The organism is Variovorax sp. GW821-FHT09B05 (genome assembly GCF_059418265.1).
The window spans coordinates 125,842-143,117 of record NZ_JBWKPN010000022.1; the positions used below are offsets into that span (position 1 = coordinate 125,842).

The 17,276-nt window shown below is 66.9% G+C and carries 26 protein-coding genes; 3 read left to right on the plus strand and 23 right to left on the minus strand.

Going from position 1 to position 17,276, the window contains the following annotated elements:
- Window positions 1-14: 14 nt before the first annotated feature.
- From AC07RM_RS37055 to AC07RM_RS37085, 7 genes are all read right to left on the minus strand, one after another.
- Window positions 15-479, minus strand: coding sequence for a Spy/CpxP family protein refolding chaperone (locus tag AC07RM_RS37055; RefSeq protein ID WP_208510588.1), 465 nt, complete (start codon window positions 477-479; stop codon window positions 15-17).
- A 179-nt stretch (window positions 480-658) separates the two neighbouring features.
- A complete protein-coding gene (locus tag AC07RM_RS37060; RefSeq protein WP_208510587.1) occupies window positions 659-1,027 on the minus strand; it encodes a DUF4148 domain-containing protein in 369 nt (122 codons plus the stop codon).
- Window positions 1,028-1,152: 125 nt separating this feature from the next.
- Window positions 1,153-2,949: a phosphoenolpyruvate--protein phosphotransferase gene (ptsP, locus tag AC07RM_RS37065; protein WP_093350231.1), complete on the minus strand. Its 1,797-nt coding sequence runs from the start codon at window positions 2,947-2,949 to the stop codon at window positions 1,153-1,155.
- A gap of 12 nt (window positions 2,950-2,961) precedes the next feature.
- Window positions 2,962-3,231 carry an HPr family phosphocarrier protein gene (locus tag AC07RM_RS37070; RefSeq protein WP_057596164.1) on the minus strand — a complete coding sequence of 90 codons (270 nt, stop codon included), beginning with the start codon at window positions 3,229-3,231 and terminating at the stop codon, window positions 2,962-2,964.
- Window positions 3,200-3,655, minus strand: coding sequence for a PTS sugar transporter subunit IIA (locus AC07RM_RS37075; protein ID WP_093350228.1), 456 nt, complete (start codon window positions 3,653-3,655; stop codon window positions 3,200-3,202). The genes AC07RM_RS37070 and AC07RM_RS37075 overlap by 32 nt, the downstream gene beginning before the upstream one ends.
- On the minus strand, window positions 3,652-4,905 hold the full coding sequence (locus AC07RM_RS37080) for an MFS transporter (protein WP_495337657.1): 1,254 nt from the start codon (window positions 4,903-4,905) through the stop codon (window positions 3,652-3,654). Before AC07RM_RS37080 ends, AC07RM_RS37075 begins: the two co-directional genes overlap by 4 nt.
- A 43-nt stretch (window positions 4,906-4,948) precedes the next feature.
- Window positions 4,949-5,512, minus strand: coding sequence for a hypothetical protein (locus AC07RM_RS37085; protein ID WP_495337658.1), 564 nt, complete (start codon window positions 5,510-5,512; stop codon window positions 4,949-4,951).
- Between the two features lie 103 nt (window positions 5,513-5,615).
- Between AC07RM_RS37085 and AC07RM_RS37090 the strand changes: the two genes are divergently transcribed.
- Complete coding sequence (locus tag AC07RM_RS37090; RefSeq protein ID WP_495337659.1) at window positions 5,616-6,113, plus strand: TlpA family protein disulfide reductase; 498 nt, start codon at window positions 5,616-5,618, stop codon at window positions 6,111-6,113.
- A gap of 73 nt (window positions 6,114-6,186) precedes the next feature.
- Here AC07RM_RS37090 and AC07RM_RS37095 read toward each other — a convergent pair whose 3' ends face one another.
- Window positions 6,187-6,633 carry a c-type cytochrome gene (locus AC07RM_RS37095; RefSeq protein ID WP_495337660.1) on the minus strand — a complete coding sequence of 149 codons (447 nt, stop codon included), beginning with the start codon at window positions 6,631-6,633 and terminating at the stop codon, window positions 6,187-6,189.
- Window positions 6,634-6,801: 168 nt separating this feature from the next.
- On the opposite strand from AC07RM_RS37095, the gene AC07RM_RS37100 reads away from it, so the two are divergent.
- Together AC07RM_RS37100 and AC07RM_RS37105 are read left to right on the plus strand one after the other, a co-directional pair.
- Window positions 6,802-7,509 (plus strand): cytochrome b/b6 domain-containing protein, encoded by a 708-nt coding sequence (locus AC07RM_RS37100; RefSeq protein WP_495337661.1) that lies wholly within the window; start codon window positions 6,802-6,804, stop codon window positions 7,507-7,509.
- A complete protein-coding gene (locus tag AC07RM_RS37105) occupies window positions 7,506-8,093 on the plus strand; it encodes a GNAT family N-acetyltransferase (RefSeq protein ID WP_208510580.1) in 588 nt (195 codons plus the stop codon). The genes AC07RM_RS37100 and AC07RM_RS37105 overlap by 4 nt, the downstream gene beginning before the upstream one ends.
- A gap of 50 nt (window positions 8,094-8,143) precedes the next feature.
- Here AC07RM_RS37105 and AC07RM_RS37110 read toward each other — a convergent pair whose 3' ends face one another.
- The 15 genes from AC07RM_RS37110 to AC07RM_RS37180 form a co-directional block, all read right to left on the minus strand.
- Window positions 8,144-8,650, minus strand: a complete 507-nt coding sequence (locus AC07RM_RS37110; protein ID WP_057596157.1) for a peroxiredoxin — start codon at window positions 8,648-8,650, stop codon at window positions 8,144-8,146.
- 97 nt (window positions 8,651-8,747) lie between these two features.
- A complete protein-coding gene (gene rpsQ / locus AC07RM_RS37115; RefSeq protein ID WP_015867662.1) occupies window positions 8,748-9,017 on the minus strand; it encodes a 30S ribosomal protein S17 in 270 nt (89 codons plus the stop codon).
- A 9-nt stretch (window positions 9,018-9,026) separates the two neighbouring features.
- On the minus strand, window positions 9,027-9,278 hold the full coding sequence (gene rpmC / locus AC07RM_RS37120) for a 50S ribosomal protein L29 (protein ID WP_371268850.1): 252 nt from the start codon (window positions 9,276-9,278) through the stop codon (window positions 9,027-9,029).
- 13 nt (window positions 9,279-9,291) lie between these two features.
- Window positions 9,292-9,708: a 50S ribosomal protein L16 gene (gene rplP, locus AC07RM_RS37125; RefSeq protein ID WP_057596155.1), complete on the minus strand. Its 417-nt coding sequence runs from the start codon at window positions 9,706-9,708 to the stop codon at window positions 9,292-9,294.
- 66 nt (window positions 9,709-9,774) lie between these two features.
- Complete coding sequence (gene rpsC / locus AC07RM_RS37130; RefSeq protein WP_057596153.1) at window positions 9,775-10,686, minus strand: 30S ribosomal protein S3; 912 nt, start codon at window positions 10,684-10,686, stop codon at window positions 9,775-9,777.
- Between the two features lie 15 nt (window positions 10,687-10,701).
- Complete coding sequence (gene rplV, locus AC07RM_RS37135; protein ID WP_007838134.1) at window positions 10,702-11,034, minus strand: 50S ribosomal protein L22; 333 nt, start codon at window positions 11,032-11,034, stop codon at window positions 10,702-10,704.
- A 9-nt stretch (window positions 11,035-11,043) separates the two neighbouring features.
- Window positions 11,044-11,322: a 30S ribosomal protein S19 gene (rpsS, locus tag AC07RM_RS37140; protein ID WP_007838132.1), complete on the minus strand. Its 279-nt coding sequence runs from the start codon at window positions 11,320-11,322 to the stop codon at window positions 11,044-11,046.
- A 10-nt stretch (window positions 11,323-11,332) separates the two neighbouring features.
- The gene (gene rplB / locus AC07RM_RS37145) at window positions 11,333-12,157 is read right to left on the minus strand and encodes a 50S ribosomal protein L2 (RefSeq protein WP_057596151.1); all 825 of its coding nucleotides are present in this window, start codon (window positions 12,155-12,157) and stop codon (window positions 11,333-11,335) included.
- A gap of 2 nt (window positions 12,158-12,159) precedes the next feature.
- Entirely contained in the window at window positions 12,160-12,495 is a 336-nt protein-coding gene (rplW, locus tag AC07RM_RS37150) for a 50S ribosomal protein L23 (protein WP_057596149.1), read from the minus strand.
- The gene (gene rplD, locus AC07RM_RS37155; RefSeq protein WP_093218836.1) at window positions 12,492-13,112 is read right to left on the minus strand and encodes a 50S ribosomal protein L4; all 621 of its coding nucleotides are present in this window, start codon (window positions 13,110-13,112) and stop codon (window positions 12,492-12,494) included. The genes rplW and rplD overlap by 4 nt, the downstream gene beginning before the upstream one ends.
- Entirely contained in the window at window positions 13,112-13,792 is a 681-nt protein-coding gene (gene rplC / locus AC07RM_RS37160; protein WP_057596145.1) for a 50S ribosomal protein L3, read from the minus strand. The genes rplD and rplC overlap by 1 nt, the downstream gene beginning before the upstream one ends.
- Before the next feature lie 246 nt (window positions 13,793-14,038).
- On the minus strand, window positions 14,039-14,572 hold the full coding sequence (locus AC07RM_RS37165) for a hypothetical protein (RefSeq protein WP_495337662.1): 534 nt from the start codon (window positions 14,570-14,572) through the stop codon (window positions 14,039-14,041).
- A gap of 14 nt (window positions 14,573-14,586) precedes the next feature.
- Window positions 14,587-15,996 carry a hypothetical protein gene (locus AC07RM_RS37170; protein ID WP_495337663.1) on the minus strand — a complete coding sequence of 470 codons (1,410 nt, stop codon included), beginning with the start codon at window positions 15,994-15,996 and terminating at the stop codon, window positions 14,587-14,589.
- Between the two features lie 329 nt (window positions 15,997-16,325).
- Window positions 16,326-16,640, minus strand: coding sequence for a 30S ribosomal protein S10 (gene rpsJ / locus AC07RM_RS37175; RefSeq protein WP_057596142.1), 315 nt, complete (start codon window positions 16,638-16,640; stop codon window positions 16,326-16,328).
- 21 nt (window positions 16,641-16,661) lie between these two features.
- Window positions 16,662-17,276 (minus strand): EF-Tu C-terminal domain-related protein (locus tag AC07RM_RS37180; RefSeq protein ID WP_495337664.1); only part of this gene is annotated, 615 nt, incomplete at its 5' end.

Sequence of the window (17,276 nt, forward strand, 5' to 3'; positions counted from 1 at the left end):
GGGCCGCCGGTGCATCAGCCTTGGCGGCTCCAGCGGCGTCCGCCGCGCTCCATGAACTCGCGCACCTTCTGCTGCTGCGCGGGGTTCAGGTGATCGAAGAAGTCGGCTGCCGCGGCGATGATCTCGGGGCTGCCACTGCGCAGCGCCGCGGTCTTCTCGTCGACCAGGCGGGTGGCGCCGGCCTGGTCGAGCTTGTTGCCCGCGAACAGGGCGCGGAACTGCGAACGCGGATCGCCCGAGCCGTCGGCGCCGCGCAAGGCCTGGCGCTGCGCCTGCAGCTTCTCGGCCAGCACGGTGAGCTTCTGCTTCTGCGACGCATCGAGGTCGAGCTTGCTGCCCACGCGCTCGACCATCTTGGCGCGGAACTCGGCGCTGTCGCCGTTCCAGCCGTGGCGATGGCCGGCGCAGCCGGCGACGCTGCCGGCCACCACGGCGAGCCCGGCAAAACCGAAGAGCGTGCGTTTGATCCAGTGTTTCATGACGGGTCCTTGTGTGTGTTGGAGGAGGAAGCTCGATGGTGCTTTCGGGCCGCCTTCGCGTCCTTTCACCGCGGTATCGGCGTGTTTCGTTTTATTGCGACGCAAAGCCCGGGAGGCCGAAACGAAAAAGCGACGCCGATGCGTCGCTTGTTTCCGGGGGGCGCGGAGGGCCGCTTCGCTCAGAGCTTGCTGGCGTCGCGCGAGGCGGCGGCGCGAGCGTCCACCGGGTTCTGCAGCGTCGAGATCACCTTGCTGTTGACGCGCGAACCCGAGCTCACGTTCTGGTCGGGCGCGGCCGCGGTGCGCACGGCCTCGGCGGCCACGCTGGCACGGTCGGTCGAGCGCGCCACGGTCTCGGGACCACGCGAGCCGCGCGTCACGTTCTGGTTCGGTGCCGCGGCGGTGCGCACGGCTTCCTCGTTGATCTCGGCGCGGGTCTTGGCCGACACGGCCTGGTGCACGCCGTCATAGCTTTCGGCCTTGGCGCCCGCGGCGGCGAGCATGGCGAAGGAGGCGACGGCGACAGCCTGGGTCAGGGAGAGCTTCATGGATCGGGCCTTTCAGGGTTGGTGAAGAGAAGGCCTGATCGTGCTTGCCGGCGCGCGGCAAGTCCTTTCGCCGCGGTTTCGGCGTGTTTCGTTTTATTGCGGCGGGCTTGAAGCGCGCGCGGCGCTCAGCCCGCGAGCATGGCGGCGGGATCGTCCGAGTCGACCACCGAGCGCGCCCAGGCCTCGAGCTTGCTGGTGTCGGCGCGCAGCACCTCCTGCTTGACCGCGAGGATGCGCGAGGGATGCATCGAGAAGCTGCGCAGCCCCAGGCCCAGCAGCAGCCGCGTAAAGGCCACGTCGCCCGCCATCTCGCCGCACACCGCCACGGCCTTGCCCTGGCGCCGGCACTCGGCGATGGTGTCGGCCACCAGCTTCAGCACCGCCGGATGGGCCGGGTCGTAGAGGTGCGCCACCGACTCGTCGGCGCGGTCGATCGCCAGCGTGTACTGGATCAGGTCGTTGGTGCCGATCGAGAGGAAGTCGAAGTGCTTCAGGAAGGTACGCAGCGTGAGCGCCGCGGCCGGGATCTCGATCATGGCGCCGAGCTTCACGTGGCCGTGCACCGCGCCGCGGTTGTCGAGCTCGGTGCGCGCGAGCGCGATCAGCGCCAGCGTCTGGCGGATCTCGCTCGCATGCGCGAGCATCGGGATCAGCAGGTGGATCTCGCCGTGCGCGGCCGCGCGCAGGATGGCGCGCAACTGCGTGAGGAACATCGCGGGATCGGCCAGGCTCCAGCGGATGGCGCGCAGGCCGAGCGCGGGATTCAGGTGCTCCTGCTTGTTGGCGGACTTGTTGTCCAGCGGCTTGTCGGCACCCACGTCGATGGTGCGGATGGTGACCGGCATGCCCTGCATGCCCTCGACCGCGCGCTTGTAGGCCTGGTACTGCTCCTCCTCGTTGGGCAGCCGCGTCTGGCGCGCCGACGACTCGCGGCCCATGAACAGGAACTCGCTGCGGAACAGGCCCACGCCGACCGCGCCGGCCTTCATCGCGCCCACCGTGTCCTCGGGCATCTCGATGTTGGCGAGCAGTTCGACGCGCTGGCCATCGAGCGTGACGGCCGGCTTGTGGCGCAGCCGCGCGAGGCGCCCGCGCTCGAGGTCGCCCTGGCGCTGCTTGAAGCCGTACTCGGCCAGGATGATCGGCGAGGGATCGATGATCATCACGCCGGCATCGCCGTCGATGATGACCCAGTCGTCCTGCCGCACCAGCTGGCTCGCGGTGCGCGCGCCGACCACCGCCGGCACGTCCATGCTGCGCGCCACGATCGCGGTGTGCGAGGTGCGCCCGCCGACGTCGGTGACGAAGCCGGCGAACACGCTCTTCTTGAACTGCAGCATGTCGGCCGGCGAGAGATCGTGCGCGATCAGCACCAGCGGCACGTCGATGCCGTCGCCCGCGGTGAGGTCGTCGTCCTCGTCGGACGAGGCGCGCTTGCGCCGCGGCGGGCTCGGCGCCAGCACCGCGGCCGTGCCCTTCATGCGATGCAGCAGCCGCTCCACCACCTGCTCGAGGTCGGCCTTGCGCTCGCGCAGGTACTCGTCCTCCATCTCGTCGAACTGGCGCGCGATAACCTCGAGCTGCGTGGTCAGCGCCCATTCGGCGTTGTAGAGCCGCTCGCTGATCCAGTGCTTGACGCCGCCGCTCAGGGCCTCGTCCTGCAGCAGCATCTGGTGCACCTCGAGCAGCGCCGCGAGTTCGTGCGGCGCGTCGTTCGGGCCCATCTGCGCGACATTGGTCTGCAGCTTGGCCAGCTCCTCGGCCACGGCGTTGCGCGCGGTGCGCACGCGATCGATCTCGGTCTCGATCTCCTCGGGCTTGATGAAGTAGTGGGCCACGTCGATGCGGCTCGACACCACCAGCACCGCGCGGCCGATGGCGATGCCACGGGCGACGGGAAGGCCGTGGACTGCGAAGGTCATGCGCGGTGGTCCTTATTCGCCTTCGCCGAACTTGTCGTCCATGAGCTGGACGATGGCGTTCATCGCTTCTTCTTCCTGCGGGCCGTTGGTCTCGAGCTCGACGGTCGAGCCGAGCCCGGCGGCCAGCATCATCACGCCCATGATGCTCTTGGCGTTGATGCGGCGGTCGCCGCGCGAGAGCCACACCTCGCAGGGAAAGCTGCCTGCGAGCTTGGTCAGCTTGGCCGATGCGCGTGCATGCAGTCCCAGCTTATTGCTGATGGTCACGGATTTCTTGATCACTGTGCTTTCTCTTGGCCTGGTTCTGCGGTGCCGCCACCGCCACTTGCATCACGCCCGCGGTGCCGCCGGCGATGGCGCGCTGCACGAGCACGTCGAGCGGCTCGTGCCGGTAGGTCACGGCACGCAGCAGCATCGGAAGATTGACGCCCGCCACGAGCCGCGAGCGAACGCCGTCCACCAGCTTCTGCGCCACGTTGCAAGGCGTGGCGCCGAACACGTCGGCCAGCACCAGCACCTGCACGCGCGGCCCGTGGAGCTGCTGCGCGAGCGTGATGCGCGCAGCCGCCAGGGTTTCCTCGGGCGGCACGTTGGGCAGCACGTCGAGCGCGACGATGGCGTTCTCGCTGTCGGGAAACACATGCAGCGCGCACTTTCGCAACGCTTGTGCGAAGGGCGAATGGGCAATGATGAGGATGCTGTTCATGCGGCTCGGGGGACGGCGCGTCGATTATGCGGGGGCGCCCGGAGGAAGTAGATATACGACATAACGCAGCACCCCAGCAGGATGGCCATTGCGCCACGGAAAGCGTCCACGGTGTCGAGGCCGGCGCGCACGAACAGGTCGATCAGCAGGCCCACGCCCCACTGCACCACGAACACGCCGACGAAGATCACGAGGTTGTAGGCCGACAGCGCGCGGCCCGCGAGCGCTGGCGGCAACGCCATCGCCACGGCCGGCTGGGCCAGCGTGACCACCGTGCAGAGGCACAGGAAAACTGCCCACGTTCCCGTGCCCGCACGCGGCCCCGCTATCAAAACAATAGCCATGAACAGCAGCGAGAGCGGCAGGCCCCAGGCCATGAGCCGATCCGCCGCCATGCCGCGCTGCGCGAGCCTGGGATTGGCCACGCCCCAGAGCCAGTAAGTGGCCAGCAGCACCAGGCTGATGACGAACAGCGCCTCGGCCGCGCGCAGCGGCGTGTAGCCCGACACCCGCGTGAGCCAGGGCACGGCCCACAGCGACTGCATCGCGATGAAGCCGCCGTAGTGGAAGAAGCCGATCGGCGCGAGCTTGCGGAAGAAGGGATCGCGCCAGACGGCGGCGTAACTGCCGCCGTCGTCGTGAACCGCCACCGTCGCCGCGGGTGAGGCTCGACGCCACGAGGGCGCGACCCAGGCGATCAGCAGCATCGAGACGATCACGCCCGCGCCCAGCAGCCAGAACAGCGCGCGCCAGCCGACCAGCGGCACCAGCCATTGCACCGGCAGCGTCGCGCCGACCAGCCCGAACGACCCGACCATCAGCATCCACGAGTTGCTGCGCAGTTGCATCGCGGGCGAGAGCCAGCGCCGGTAGCCGGTGAGCGGCGCCATCAGGCAGGCGCTGACGCCCACGCCCGTGAGCACGCGCGCGGCCAGCAGCAGCGAGAAATGCGTGGCGACCGAGAACAGCAGGCAGCCGGCCACCGCCACACCGAGAAAAGCCACCACCACGCGCTTGGGGCCGTGGCGGTCGAGCCAGGCGCCCATGGGCAGTTGCGTGAACGCGAAGCCGAGGAAGTAGCCGCCCGCGAGCAGGCCGAGGTCGCGCGACTCGAGGTCGAACTCGTCGGTGAGCGTGGGCGACAAGGTGGCCGTGATCGCGCGCACCAGGGTCGAGAGGAAGTACGCGAAGGCGAAGGCCAGGAAGACGCCGGCGACGCGGCGCCGGCCGCCGAGCATGCCCTCGCTCATCGCGCGGCCGCCGGGAGCGCCGCGCCGAGGTCGCGGGGGCGGCTCATGGCAGCCGCAAGCCTTCGAAGAAGGTCTTGGCGGCCTCGTCCGACGACGGCCGACCCAGCACCATCGCCTGGTAGAGCGAGACGGCGCCGGGCGGCGTCGAGCGGGTCTCGGTCTGGGCGAACCACAGCACCTGCAGCGACTGGCCCGTGGGCGTGGCCGGCGCATCGAGCCGCAGCGGCGCGGGCGTGGCGGCGGCGCGCGGCACCGTGGCCGGCGCCTCGGTGGTGGCCGCGCCCTGCAACTGCTCGCGCGTGGCGAGCTGCCAGGCACGCAGCCAGCTCTCGGCCTGGGCGGCATCGGCGGCGGTGGCATGCGCGATCGCGAAGGTGGCGCCACCGGCCTCGCAGCCGGCCATGTCGACCTGCACCGATTCGGCGCCCAGCGGCTGCGCACGGGTGGCGCGGTCGGCCTTGCAGGGCAGCAGTGCGACCAGGCCGGCCTCGGCCACCGGGACCTCGCGCCAGTTGAAGGTCGGGCTGCAGGCCGCGAGCACGAGGACCGCGGCGGCGGCGCAGGAGGCGCGCGCGCGGCGGCGAAGACGGGAGGTGGGCTGCGGCATGGGGATCGGATTATCGATCCGCCGTTCCACGGGCACTGTCGCGCGCGCCAGCACGTTCGAACGTGCGGAACTAGAATCGCGCCGCCCCACTCAGTCAGCAGCCATGAAAAAGTACGTTATCGCAGCCGCCGTTGCCGTCGCCCTGGCCACTGGCGTGGGGGTGTACCTCGGCTCGGGAGCCACCGCGGCGCCCGCCTCGACCTTCGTGCTGCTCGACGGCACGAAGAAGAGCACCGAGGACCTCAAGGGCAAGGTCACGCTGGTCAACTTCTGGGCCACGAGTTGCGTGACCTGCGTCGGCGAGATGCCCAAGGTGATCGCCACCTACGACAAGTACAAGGCGCGCGGCTACGACACGCTGGCGGTGGCCATGAGCTACGACCCGCCGAGCTATGTCGTCAATTTCGCCGAAACCCGCAAGCTGCCGTTCAAGGTGGCGATCGACAACACCGGCAGCGTGGCGCAGGCCTGGGGCGACGTGAAACTCACGCCGACCACCTACCTCGTGAACAAGCAGGGCCAGATCGTCAAGCGCTACGTGGGCGAGCCCGATTTCGCCGAGCTGCACAAGCTGATCGAGAAGCTGCTGGCCGAGGCCTGAGCCCTCCCCCCATCAAAAAGGCGCTGCCCGTGACCGGACAGCGCCTTTTTTCGTTGGGACAAGCGATGGCGGATCAGCGGTCGCGGAAGGTGTCGTGGCAGGCCTTGCAGCTCGCGGCGGTCGGGCCGAACTGGGCCTTGAGCGCATCGATGTTGCCGGCCTTGGCGGCCACCAGCAGCTTGCCGGTCTCGGCGATCAGCTTGTCCTGGTGCTCCTTGAACTTGGGCGCTTCCTTCCAGACCTCGGGCTTGGCCTTGCCGCCCTCGGTGCCGGCGCCGAAGCCGGCCCAGGGCAGCTTCGCCATGTCGGCCACCACCTCGGCATTGGCCGCGGCGGCGGCCGCGTCGTAGGGCGCGCGGCCGTTGGCCATGGCGCCCAGGCGGCCGAAGTGCTGCGACATGACGAACAGCGCGCTCTGGCGGTACTTGATGGCGTCTTCAGGCTTCGCGAACTGGGCCGCGGCCGGCAGGGTGGTGGCGGCGCAGGCGGCGACCAGCGCGAAGGTGGCGAGTCGGATCATCGTGGTCCTTCTGACATGTGGGAATCGTGGGTGATGCCGTCGGGCGCGGCACCTGCGCGGCAGTGTAGGGGCAGGCCGGTCGGCGCGCATAGCAACAACCCGATGGAACGGGCGGCTCGGACTTTGCTAATCTGCGCCTTCCGCAGCCATGCGCTCCCCCCACCTTCGATGACCGACTCCCCCGCGGCCGCGGCGTCCCGCCAGGCCACCCGAACACGCGTCTGGGACCTGCCGACCCGGCTGTTCCACTGGGCCCTGGCCGCCGCCGTGATCGGGCTGATCGCCACCGGCCTCGGCGGCGTCATGGAATGGCATTTCCGCCTCGGCTACACGGTGCTCGCGCTGCTGCTGTTCCGGCTCGTCTGGGGCTTCGTCGGCGGGCGCTGGTCGCGCTTCGCGGCCTTCGTCTACGCGCCGGGCTCGGTCCTCGCCTACCTGCGCGGCCGCGCCCATCCCGATCACCTGATCGGCCACACGCCGCTGGGCGCGCTGTCGGTGTTCGCGGTGCTCGCGATCCTGGCGCTGCAGGTGGCCACCGGCCTCGTGGCCGACGACGAGATCTCGGCCGCGGGGCCGCTCACGCGTTTCGTCTCGGGCGATCTCGTGAGCCTGGCCACGGGCTGGCACAGCACGCAGGGCAAGTGGATCGTGATCGCGCTCGCGAGCCTGCACGTGCTCGCGGTGCTGTTCTACGTGCTGGTGAAGCGCCACCGGCTGGTCGCTCCGATGCTCTCGGGCGACAAGGACATCGCCGCCGCCGATCGTGCCGCGCCCGTCGCCGGCAGCCGCGACGACGCCGCGTCGCGTGGCTTCGCGCTGGTGCTCGCACTGCTGTGCGCGGGCGTCGCGTATTGGGTTTCGTCGTTGCGCGCATGAGCTCATCCGTCTCACGCCCCCTGCCGCTGTCGGACACGCCGGCCGTCGTGCTGCTCACGCCCGACGAGGCCCACGAACTCGAGGCCGCGCGCCTCATCTTTCGCGACTACGCCGCCTCGCTGGGCATCGATCTCGACTTCCAGAATTTCGACCAGGAATTGGCCGCGCTGCCGGGCGAATACGTCGAGCCGCGCGGCACGCTGCTGCTGGCGCTGGTCGATCCGGCGCACGTCAAGGACGAGGCCGGCCGCGCCACGCCCACGCTGGTGCGCGCCGATGGGCGGATCGCGCACGTGGCCGGCTGCTGCGCGCTGCGGCCGCTCGACAGCGCGGACTACGTGAATGCGGCAGAGATGAAGCGCCTGTATGTGCGCCCGGGCTTTCGCGGCCTGGGGCTGGGCCGCCAGCTCGCCGAGGCGATCCTCGACGCGGCGCGTGGCGCGGGCTACGGCTGCGTGCTGCTCGACACGCTCGACGAGATGGAGTCGGCGCGTGCCCTCTATGAAGACCTGGGCTTCGCCGAGGTGCCGCCCTTCTATCACAACCCCATTGCGGGGGCGCACTACCTGAAGGTGGACCTGTAGGCGGGACGCGGTCCGCGAGAAGCGGACCGCTCTGCTCATGAGCCTGCCGCTCAGCCCTTGGCTTGCGCCAGCAGCGTTTCGGCGTTGCTGACTTCGAACTTGCCCGGTGCCTCGACGTTGAGCGTCGCGACCTTGCCGTCCTTCACGAGCATCGAGTAGCGGTTGCTGCGCAGGCCCATGCCGCGGCCCGTGAGGTCCAGCGTGAGGCCCGTGGCCTTGGCGAAATCGGCGCTGCCGTCGGCCAGCATGCGCACCTTGGCGCCGGTCTTCTGGTCGCGCGCCCAGGCGCCCATCACGAAGGCGTCGTTCACGCTCACGCACCAGATCTCGTCTACGCCCGCGGCCTTGAAGTCGTCGAAGTGCTGCACGTAGCCCGGCACGTGCTTGGCCGAGCAGGTGGGCGTGAAGGCGCCCGGCAGCGCGAACAGCGCGATGGTCTTGCCTGCCGTTGCCTTGCTCACGTCGACGGGGTTCGGGCCGATGCTGCAGCCTTCGCCCTCGACTTCCGAATACTCCTGCAGGGTGGCCGAGGGAAGGGTGTCGCCGACTTTGATCATTTGAAAGTGCTCCTGGAAAAAGAAAAACGGCCCACATTGTGGGCCGTTTCGGGATGGGCTGCCGGCCACCTCGCGGGGCTGGCGAACCAGAGGGGGATCAGACCAGGACGGCCTTCTCGACCAGACGGGTCACGACCCAGTTCTTGGTCTTCGAGATCGGACGGCTTTCCGTGATCTCGATGGTGTCGCCCAGCTTGTACTCGCCCTTTTCGTCATGGGCGTGGTACTTGCTCGTCTTGGCCACGATCTTGCCGTAGAGCTCGTGCTTCACACGGCGCTCGACCAGCACGGTCACGGTCTTGGCACGCTTGTCGCTGACCACCTTGCCGATCAAGGTGCGCTTGAGGGATTTTTTAGCTTCCGTCATGTTCACTCCTTACTTGGCGGCTTGGGTTTCTTGCTGCTTCTGAGCAAGAACGGTCTTGGCGCGCGCGATGTCGCGACGCGTCACGCGCAGCGTCGAGGTGTTCGACAGCTGTTGCGTGGCTTTCTGCATGCGCAGGCCGAAATGGGCCTTCTGCAGATCCTTGATTTCGGCTTGCAGACCGGCGACGTCCTTCTCGCGCAGTGCTGTTGCCTTGCTCACCTTGGCCGGAGCCGCGGCTTCTTTCTTCTTACGTGTTGCCATGGATGTTCTCCTCTCAGGCGCCGAGCTGGCGCGAGACGAACGTCGTGCGCAGCGGCAGCTTGGCAGCGGCCAGGCGGAAGGCTTCGCGGGCGAGTTCTTCGGGCACGCCGACGATCTCGAACACGATCTTGCCGGGCTGGATCTCGGCGACGTAGTACTCGGGGTTGCCCTTGCCGTTACCCATCCGCACTTCTGCGGGCTTGGTCGAGATCGGCTTGTCGGGGAACACGCGGATCCAGATACGGCCACCGCGCTTCACGTGACGCGAAATCGCGCGGCGAGCGGCTTCGATCTGGCGCGCCGTGAGGCGGCCGCGGTCGGTGCATTTCAGACCGAAGTCACCGAAGGCCACCGAGTTGCCCCGGGTGGCGACGCCGGTGTTGCGGCCCTTTTGTTCCTTGCGGAACTTTCTGCGTGCAGGTTGCAGCATGTCTTGTTACTCCGTGAGGACTGCCCCGGGCTTCCTGTGCGAATGCACACCCGGGGCTGAGACCGATTACTCGGTCTTGGCACCGTCCGCTGCTGCAGCGGGCGCGGCTTTGCGGACGCGCTTAACGGCGGGTTTCGAGTCTGCACCGGCACCGCCGGTTGCTTCTGCGGGCTTGTCGCTGCCGTCGGCGGGAGCGGTGTTGCCACCGATCGGGCCACGGGCACCGGCACGCGGGCCGCCGCGGCGGTCACCACCCGGACGGTCGCCACCAGGGCGGCCATCACGGCGCGGACCACGCGGACGACGCTCTTCCTCGGGACGCGGGGTCTCGACGGCGGGCAGGTCGTTGCGGCCCAGGGTGTCGCCCTTGTAGACCCACACCTTGACGCCGATGACGCCGTAGGTGGTCTTGGCTTCCGAGGTGCCGTAGTCGATGTCGGCGCGCAGCGTGTGAAGCGGCACGCGACCTTCGCGGTACCACTCGGTACGAGCGATTTCGATGCCGTTCAGGCGGCCAGCCGACATGATCTTGATGCCCTGGGCACCCAGACGCATGGCGTTCTGCATGGCGCGCTTCATGGCGCGGCGGAACATGATCCGCTTTTCGAGCTGCTGCGTGATGCTGTCGGCGATCAACTGGGCATCGATTTCGGGCTTGCGCACTTCCTCGATGTTCACTGCCACCGGCACGCCGAGCTGGCGGCCCAGTTCGCGCTTGAGGTTCTCGATGTCTTCGCCCTTCTTGCCGATCACGACGCCCGGACGAGCCGAGTAGATCGTGATGCGGGCGTTCTTGGCGGGACGCTCGATCAGGACGCGCGACACCGAAGCGTTCTTCAGCTTCTTCTTCAGGTATTCGCGAACCTTGATGTCTTCGGCCAGCATGCCCGCGAAATCGCGGTCGCTGGCGTACCAGCGGCTGGACCAGTTACGGGTAACCGCCAGACGGAAGCCGGTCGGATGGATTTTCTGTCCCATATTTCTTCCAGGCTCTTAGTTGCCAACCGTCACGTACACATGGCACGTGGGCTTGCTGATGCGATTGCCGCGACCCTTGGCGCGCGCCGTGAAGCGCTTGAGCGTGGCGCCCTGTTCGACGTAGATGGTCTTGACCTTCAGCTCGTCGATGTCGGCACCGTCGTTGTGCTCCGCGTTGGCGATGGCCGACTCGAGCACCTTCTTGATGATCACAGCGGCCTTCTTCTGCGTGAATTGCAGAACGTTGAGCGCTTGATCGACCTTCTTGCCGCGGATCAGGTCGGCGACCAGACGGCCCTTGTCGACCGAGAGGCGGACACCGCGGAGGACTGCACGTGTTTCAGACATGGTCGTTCCTTACTTCTTCTGGACTTTCTTGTCCGCGGGGTGCCCCTTGAACGTGCGCGTGAGCGCAAATTCGCCGAGCTTGTGGCCGACCATCTGGTCGGTGATGTAGACAGGCACGTGCTGCTTGCCGTTGTGCACGGCAATGGTCAGGCCGATGAACTCGGGCAGGACCATCGAGCGGCGCGACCAGGTCTTGATCGGCTTCTTGTCCTTCGTCGTCACGGCCTTGTCGGCCTTGGCAACGAGGTGATGGTCAACAAACGGACCCTTTTTGAGAGAGCGAGTCATTTGCTATCCCTTACTTCTTGCGGCGCGACACGATGAAGACCTGCGTGCGCTTGTTGTTACGGGTACGGTAACCCTTGGTCAGGTTGCCCCACGGGTCGACAGGGTGACGGCCTTCGCCGGTCTTGCCTTCGCCACCACCGTGCGGGTGGTCGACCGGGTTCATCACCACGCCGCGAACGGTCGGGCGGATACCCATCCAACGCTTCACACCGGCCTTGCCGAGCTGGCGCAGGCTGTGTTCTTCGTTGGCCACTTCACCGATGGTCGCGCGGCATTCGATGTGAATGCGGCGGACTTCGCCCGAACGCATGCGGACCTGGGCGTAGACGCCTTCACGGGCCAGCAGCGTGGCCGAGGTACCGGCCGAGCGGGCGATCTGCGCGCCCTTGCCAGGCTGCAGTTCGATGCAGTGGATCGTCGAACCCACCGGAATGTTGCGGATCGGCAGCGTGTTGCCGGCGCGGATCGGAGCTTCCGAACCCGACAGCAGCGTTGCACCGGCTTCCAGACCGCGCGGGGCGATGATGTAGCGGCGCTCGCCGTCGGCGTAGCAGACCAGCGCGATGTGGGCGGTGCGGTTCGGGTCGTACTCGATGCGCTCGACCTTCGCCGGGATGCCGTCCTTGTTGCGACGGAAGTCGACCACGCGGTAGTGGTGCTTGTGACCGCCGCCCTTGTGACGGGTCGTGATGTGGCCGTTGTTGTTGCGGCCGGCCTTCTGGAACTGGGGTTCCAGCAGGGATGCGAGCGGAGCACCCTTGTACAGGTGGTCACGCGAAATCTTCACCGCGCCGCGTTGGCCCGGCGAAGTGGGTTTCATCTTGATGACGGCCATGATTAAGCGCCTTCCCCGACGAGGTTGAGCTCTTGACCGGCCTTCAGCGTGACGTAGGCCTTGCGAACGTGGTCGCGGCGGCCGACGGACTTGCCGAAGCGCTTGGTCTTGCCCTTGATGTTGGCAACCGACACGCCCTTGACTTCGACCTTGAACATCAGTTCGACGGCGGCCTTGATCTCGGGCTTGGTGGCGTCTTGCAACACCTTGAAAGTGACAGCGTTCGACTTCTCGCCGACCATCGTGGCCTTTTCGGACACGATCGGGGCGACCAGCACGTTCATGAGACGGCCTTCGTCGAACTGACGTTGAGCAGGGGTGGGGTTCACGCGGCTCATGCGAACATCTCCTTGAGCTTGTCGACGGCACCCTTGGTGACCAGCACCTTCTTGTAGTGAACCAGCGACACCGGATCGGCGTAACGGGGTTCGACCACGAGGATGTTGACCAGATTGCGCGAGGCAAGGTACAGGTTTTCGTCGACTTCTTCGGCGATCACGAGCACGGACTCGAGATTCATTGCCTTGAAACGGGCTGCCAGCGGCTTCGTCTTGGGCGAATCCACGGTCAGCGAATCCACCACGGCCAGACGGCCTTCGCGAGCGAGCTGCGAGAAGATGGCGGCCATGCCGGCGCGGTACATCTTCTTGTTGATCTTCTGCGAGAAGTTTTCGTCAGGCATGTTCGGGAAGATCCGGCCACCCCCGCGCCACAGCGGCGAGGACGTCATACCGGCACGGGCGCGGCCCGTTCCCTTTTGCTTGAAAGGCTTCTTGGTCGAGTGCTTGACCTGTTCGCGGTCCTTCTGGGCGCGCGTGCCTTGGCGGGCGTTGGCCTGGAATGCGACGACGATCTGGTGCACCAGGTCTTCGTTGTAGTCACGTCCGAACACGGTTTCGGGGGCGTCGTACTTCGACGCGGCCTGACCTTGCTCGTTCAGGAGTTCGAGTTCCATTACTTCGCTCCTTCAGCCGCTTGCGGCTTGGCCTTGACGGCGGGACGCACGGTGACGAAGCCACCCTTCGAACCCGGGATCGCGCCCTTGATGAGCAACAGCTGACGCGCTTCGTCGATGCGGAACACCGAGAGGTTCTGCGTCGTGCGGGTGACGTCGCCGAGGTGGCCCGTCATGCGCTTGCCGGGGAACACGCGACCGGGGTCTTGTGCCATGCCGATCGAGCCGGGCACGTTGTGCGAACGGCTGTTACCGTGCGACGCGCGCTGCGAGCTCATGTTGTGGCGCTTGATCGTGCCGGCGTAGCCCTTGCCGATGGAGGTGCCTTGCACGTCCACCTTCTGGCCCACGGAGAACACGCTGCCGGCCGCGATCACGCCGCCAGCCTGGTGCTGACCTGCGGTATCTGCGGTGACGCGGAATTCCTGGATGATTTCGCCAGCTTCGACACCCGCCTTGGCGAGGTGGCCGGCTTCCGGCTTGGTCACGCGCGATGCTTTGCGCGAACCGAACGTCACTTGCAGTGCGACGTAGCCATCGGTCTCTTGCGACTTGATCTGGGTCACGCGGTTGTTCGACACATCCACCACCGTGACAGGAACTGCATCCCCGTCATCGGTGAAGAGACGCATCATCCCCACCTTGCGGCCCAGCAACCCGAGGGAGTTGCTCAGACTCATGTGTTTTCTCCAAAAAATGGAAGCTTCTCCCGCCGCTGCCACTTCAATTGGCGACAGCGTTTGACCGAAGTCGTATGACCGACTCGCGGCAACGGGGGAAGGTTGATAAATCTCCGACCTGCACGTACCTTGCGGACGCAACAAGGGCAGAGCCAGCGATTATAGCCCGCGGTATGGCCGGGGCGCAAGCGCTGGAAAAGGGCCCCTTTCGGGGCGGTTGCAACGGCCCGCGGGGCCGTTTTCTGCCTATTTGGCGGGCATCGTGATGATGCTGTCGCCTTCCTTGGTGGTCTGGACGTCGCCCTGCGACTTCATCAGGGGTGCCGTCCCGGTCTGGATCGGGATCGAGATGGCGCTACTCGCACCGCCCTGGCTCACGAACACGTTCAGGTAGCGCAGCCCGTCCGACTCGCCGATGACCGAGACGGTCGCGGTGGAGCGCTGGCCGGCGGGCAGCGTGAGCGGGCTGCCGTTTCGCAGCGTCAGGCCGGGATCCGCGGTGAAACGCACCGACGCGCCCTGCGGATCGGTCACGTCGTCGAACTGCAGCACGACCGACGTGGCGCGGCCTGCCTGCGGCGTGCCATCGACGCGGTATTGCACCGCGACACCCGAGCCGTTGGATTTCTGCACAGCCGTGGTCATGGGCGTCGGCGCCGCCTTGTGCTGCGAGCGCTTGGGCACGCGCGCGTCCGGCATGCCGTCGGCCAATGCCCAGGTCGTGAGCGCCGCCAGCAGGAGCGCCGCGATGGCGGTCCGTGTGTTCGAGCGAGTCGTCATGGCCATCATTCCTCTTACTGGATCGCGACGCTGATGCAGTTCGAGCCCGAACTGTTGAGATCGGTGACCGCCAGCACGTACTCGCCGGCCGGCAGGCTGACCTTGTTGCCCGACCTCGGGATCTGGCCGGCGCGGAACACGGCGAAATCCGGATTCACCAGCGGTGCGCTCGATGCCACCGACACCTGGTAGTCGCGCGTCGTGGGCGCCAGGAAGCGAAGGTAGGCATAGTTGCCCAGCTTGTTGCCGCCACCCGCGACCGTCGAGACGCAGGCATTGGCCAGTTGCCCCACCACGGCGCTGCCGTACAAGGGCAGCACGTTCGGCACGCTCGGCGCGCCACCGTTGTTGCCTTCGGCTTCGCCGAAAGAATCGTTGGCGCCGGCGCTGATGTTCTGCGCGCTCAGCAGACTTGCCAGGGCCGATGCATTGCCGGGCGCCACCGCATTGAAGGCCGCGGTGAACGGATGGATCGAGGTCACGGCGGCACCGCCCCTGAACTGCGCGCTGGTCATCGCATCGTGGATCGGCTTGAAGCCCACCTGCTGGTTGAGATTCCAGAAGATCGAGTGGATCGAGCGCTCGCGGAACCAGCCTGGATTGCTGGACGGCCCCGTCGCCAGGTTGATCGAGACGCTGACGTCGGAAGCGACCTGCCCTTCGCCGCGGGAATCGACATAGTTGCTGCGGCCGAGCGCGATGCCCGACCAGCCGTTGCCCCAGCCTTCGGAGAAGGCCACGCGGCGATCGAGGCGGTCACTGAGGTTGTGCGGCCCGCCGACCGAATCGTCGCGGCTGAAGGAAGACTGGTAGTAGTGCCCCCACTCGTGCGCGATCACCGGTGCATCGAACTCGTCGGTGTCCACGTCTTCCTTGCCGAGCACATAGATTTCGCGACCCGTGCTGCGGTTGGTGAAGAAGGTGCTGCCGATCTGCCCCAGCGCGAGGCTGCCGCTGGTCGGCACGTTGTTCGGGCTCCAGAACACCTTCAGCGGCGGAAAGCTCGTCGCCGGCGCCACCGACAGCACCTTCTGCATCGAGGTGTAGACCGTGTCGAGCACCGCGAACGGCGCCGACACGCGGCGCCCGGTGTAGCTCGAGCCGCCCCATCCCGAATCGGCGCGCAGGTCGCGCGTCGTCGCACCCGAGCCCGTCGTGAAGGCCGCCGACTGCATCGAGTAGAGCGGCGTGTTGGCGCTGGTGTTGTCCCGCACGCTGACATCCCATGCCGCGGTCTGGATCTGGGCGCGGACGCGAACGACGATCGTGGCGTTCGCCGGCACCGACACCGAGTAGTTGCCGTTGGCGTCGGTGGCCGTCACCGCGATCTGGTTCGACAAGGCATCGAGCACTTCGACGAAGGCCCCGCGCACCGGCTTCGCTGTAGTGGCCGAGTAGACCAGCGGCCCGCTGTTGTTGGGCACCGAGTCATAGGTGGCCTTGCCGCTGAGCGTGACCCCACCGATTACCGGGGGCGGAAAACCGATCGGGATTCCACCGCCGCCGCCACCGCCGCCTCCACCGCAACCTGCGAGGAACGCCGCGGCAATCAGCGCCGAACCGATGCCAGAAAGAATCCTGTGGTTCATAGCTTGTGCTGCCCTCATTCAGCTCCCGGCCAAGGTCTGGACGGCCGGTGGTGGGCGAGGATGCCACAGACGACACGCAAATGACAAAGGCCCGCTCACATTTCTGTGAACGGGCCCCGAAGCGACACCGCGCTTGACGCGCGAGCGGGCTTGTTGCGTGCGGCTTACTGCAGCTTGATCTCGACGTCGACGCCGGCCGGCAGGTCGAGCTTCATCAGCGCGTCCACGGTCTTGTCGGTGGGGTCGACGATGTCCATCAGGCGTTGGTGCGTGCGGATTTCGAGCTGGTCGCGGCTGGTCTTGTTGACGTGCGGCGAACGCAGGATGTCGAAACGCTTCAAGCGGGTCGGCAGGGGCACCGGGCCCTTGACGATCGCGCCGGTGCGCTTCGCGGTGTCAACGATCTCGGCGGCCGATTGGTCGATCAGCTTGTAGTCGAACGCCTTCAGGCGGATGCGGATTTTTTGCTTGGTTGCCATGGTGATTCCTTTGCGTTCGGCTTAGATGTCGAGGATCTTGGCCACGACGCCCGAACCCACGGTACGGCCGCCTTCGCGGATGGCGAAGCGCAGGCCTTCTTCCATCGCGATCGGGTTGATCAGCTTCACGGTGATGCTGACGTTGTCGCCAGGCATGACCATTTCCTTGTCCTTCGGCAGCTCGATCGCGCCGGTCACGTCCGTCGTACGGAAGTAGAACTGCGGACGGTAGTTGTTGAAGAACGGCGTGTGACGGCCGCCTTCGTCCTTCGACAGAACGTACACCTCGGCGGTGAAGTGCGTGTGCGGCTTGATCGAACCGGGCTTGCACAGCACTTGGCCGCGCTCGACTTCTTCGCGCTTCGTGCCGCGCAGCAGCACGCCCACGTTGTCGCCGGCTTGACCTTGGTCCAGCAGCTTGCGGAACATTTCCACGCCGGTGCAGGTGGTCTTGACCGTCGGGCGGATGCCCACGATTTCGATTTCTTCACCGACCTTGATCACGCCGCGCTCGACGGCGCCGGTCACCACGGTACCGCGACCCGAGATCGAGAACACGTCTTCCACGGGCATCAGGAACGTGCCGTCCACGGCGCGCTCGGGCGTCGGGATGTACGTGTCCAGGGCTTCGGCCAG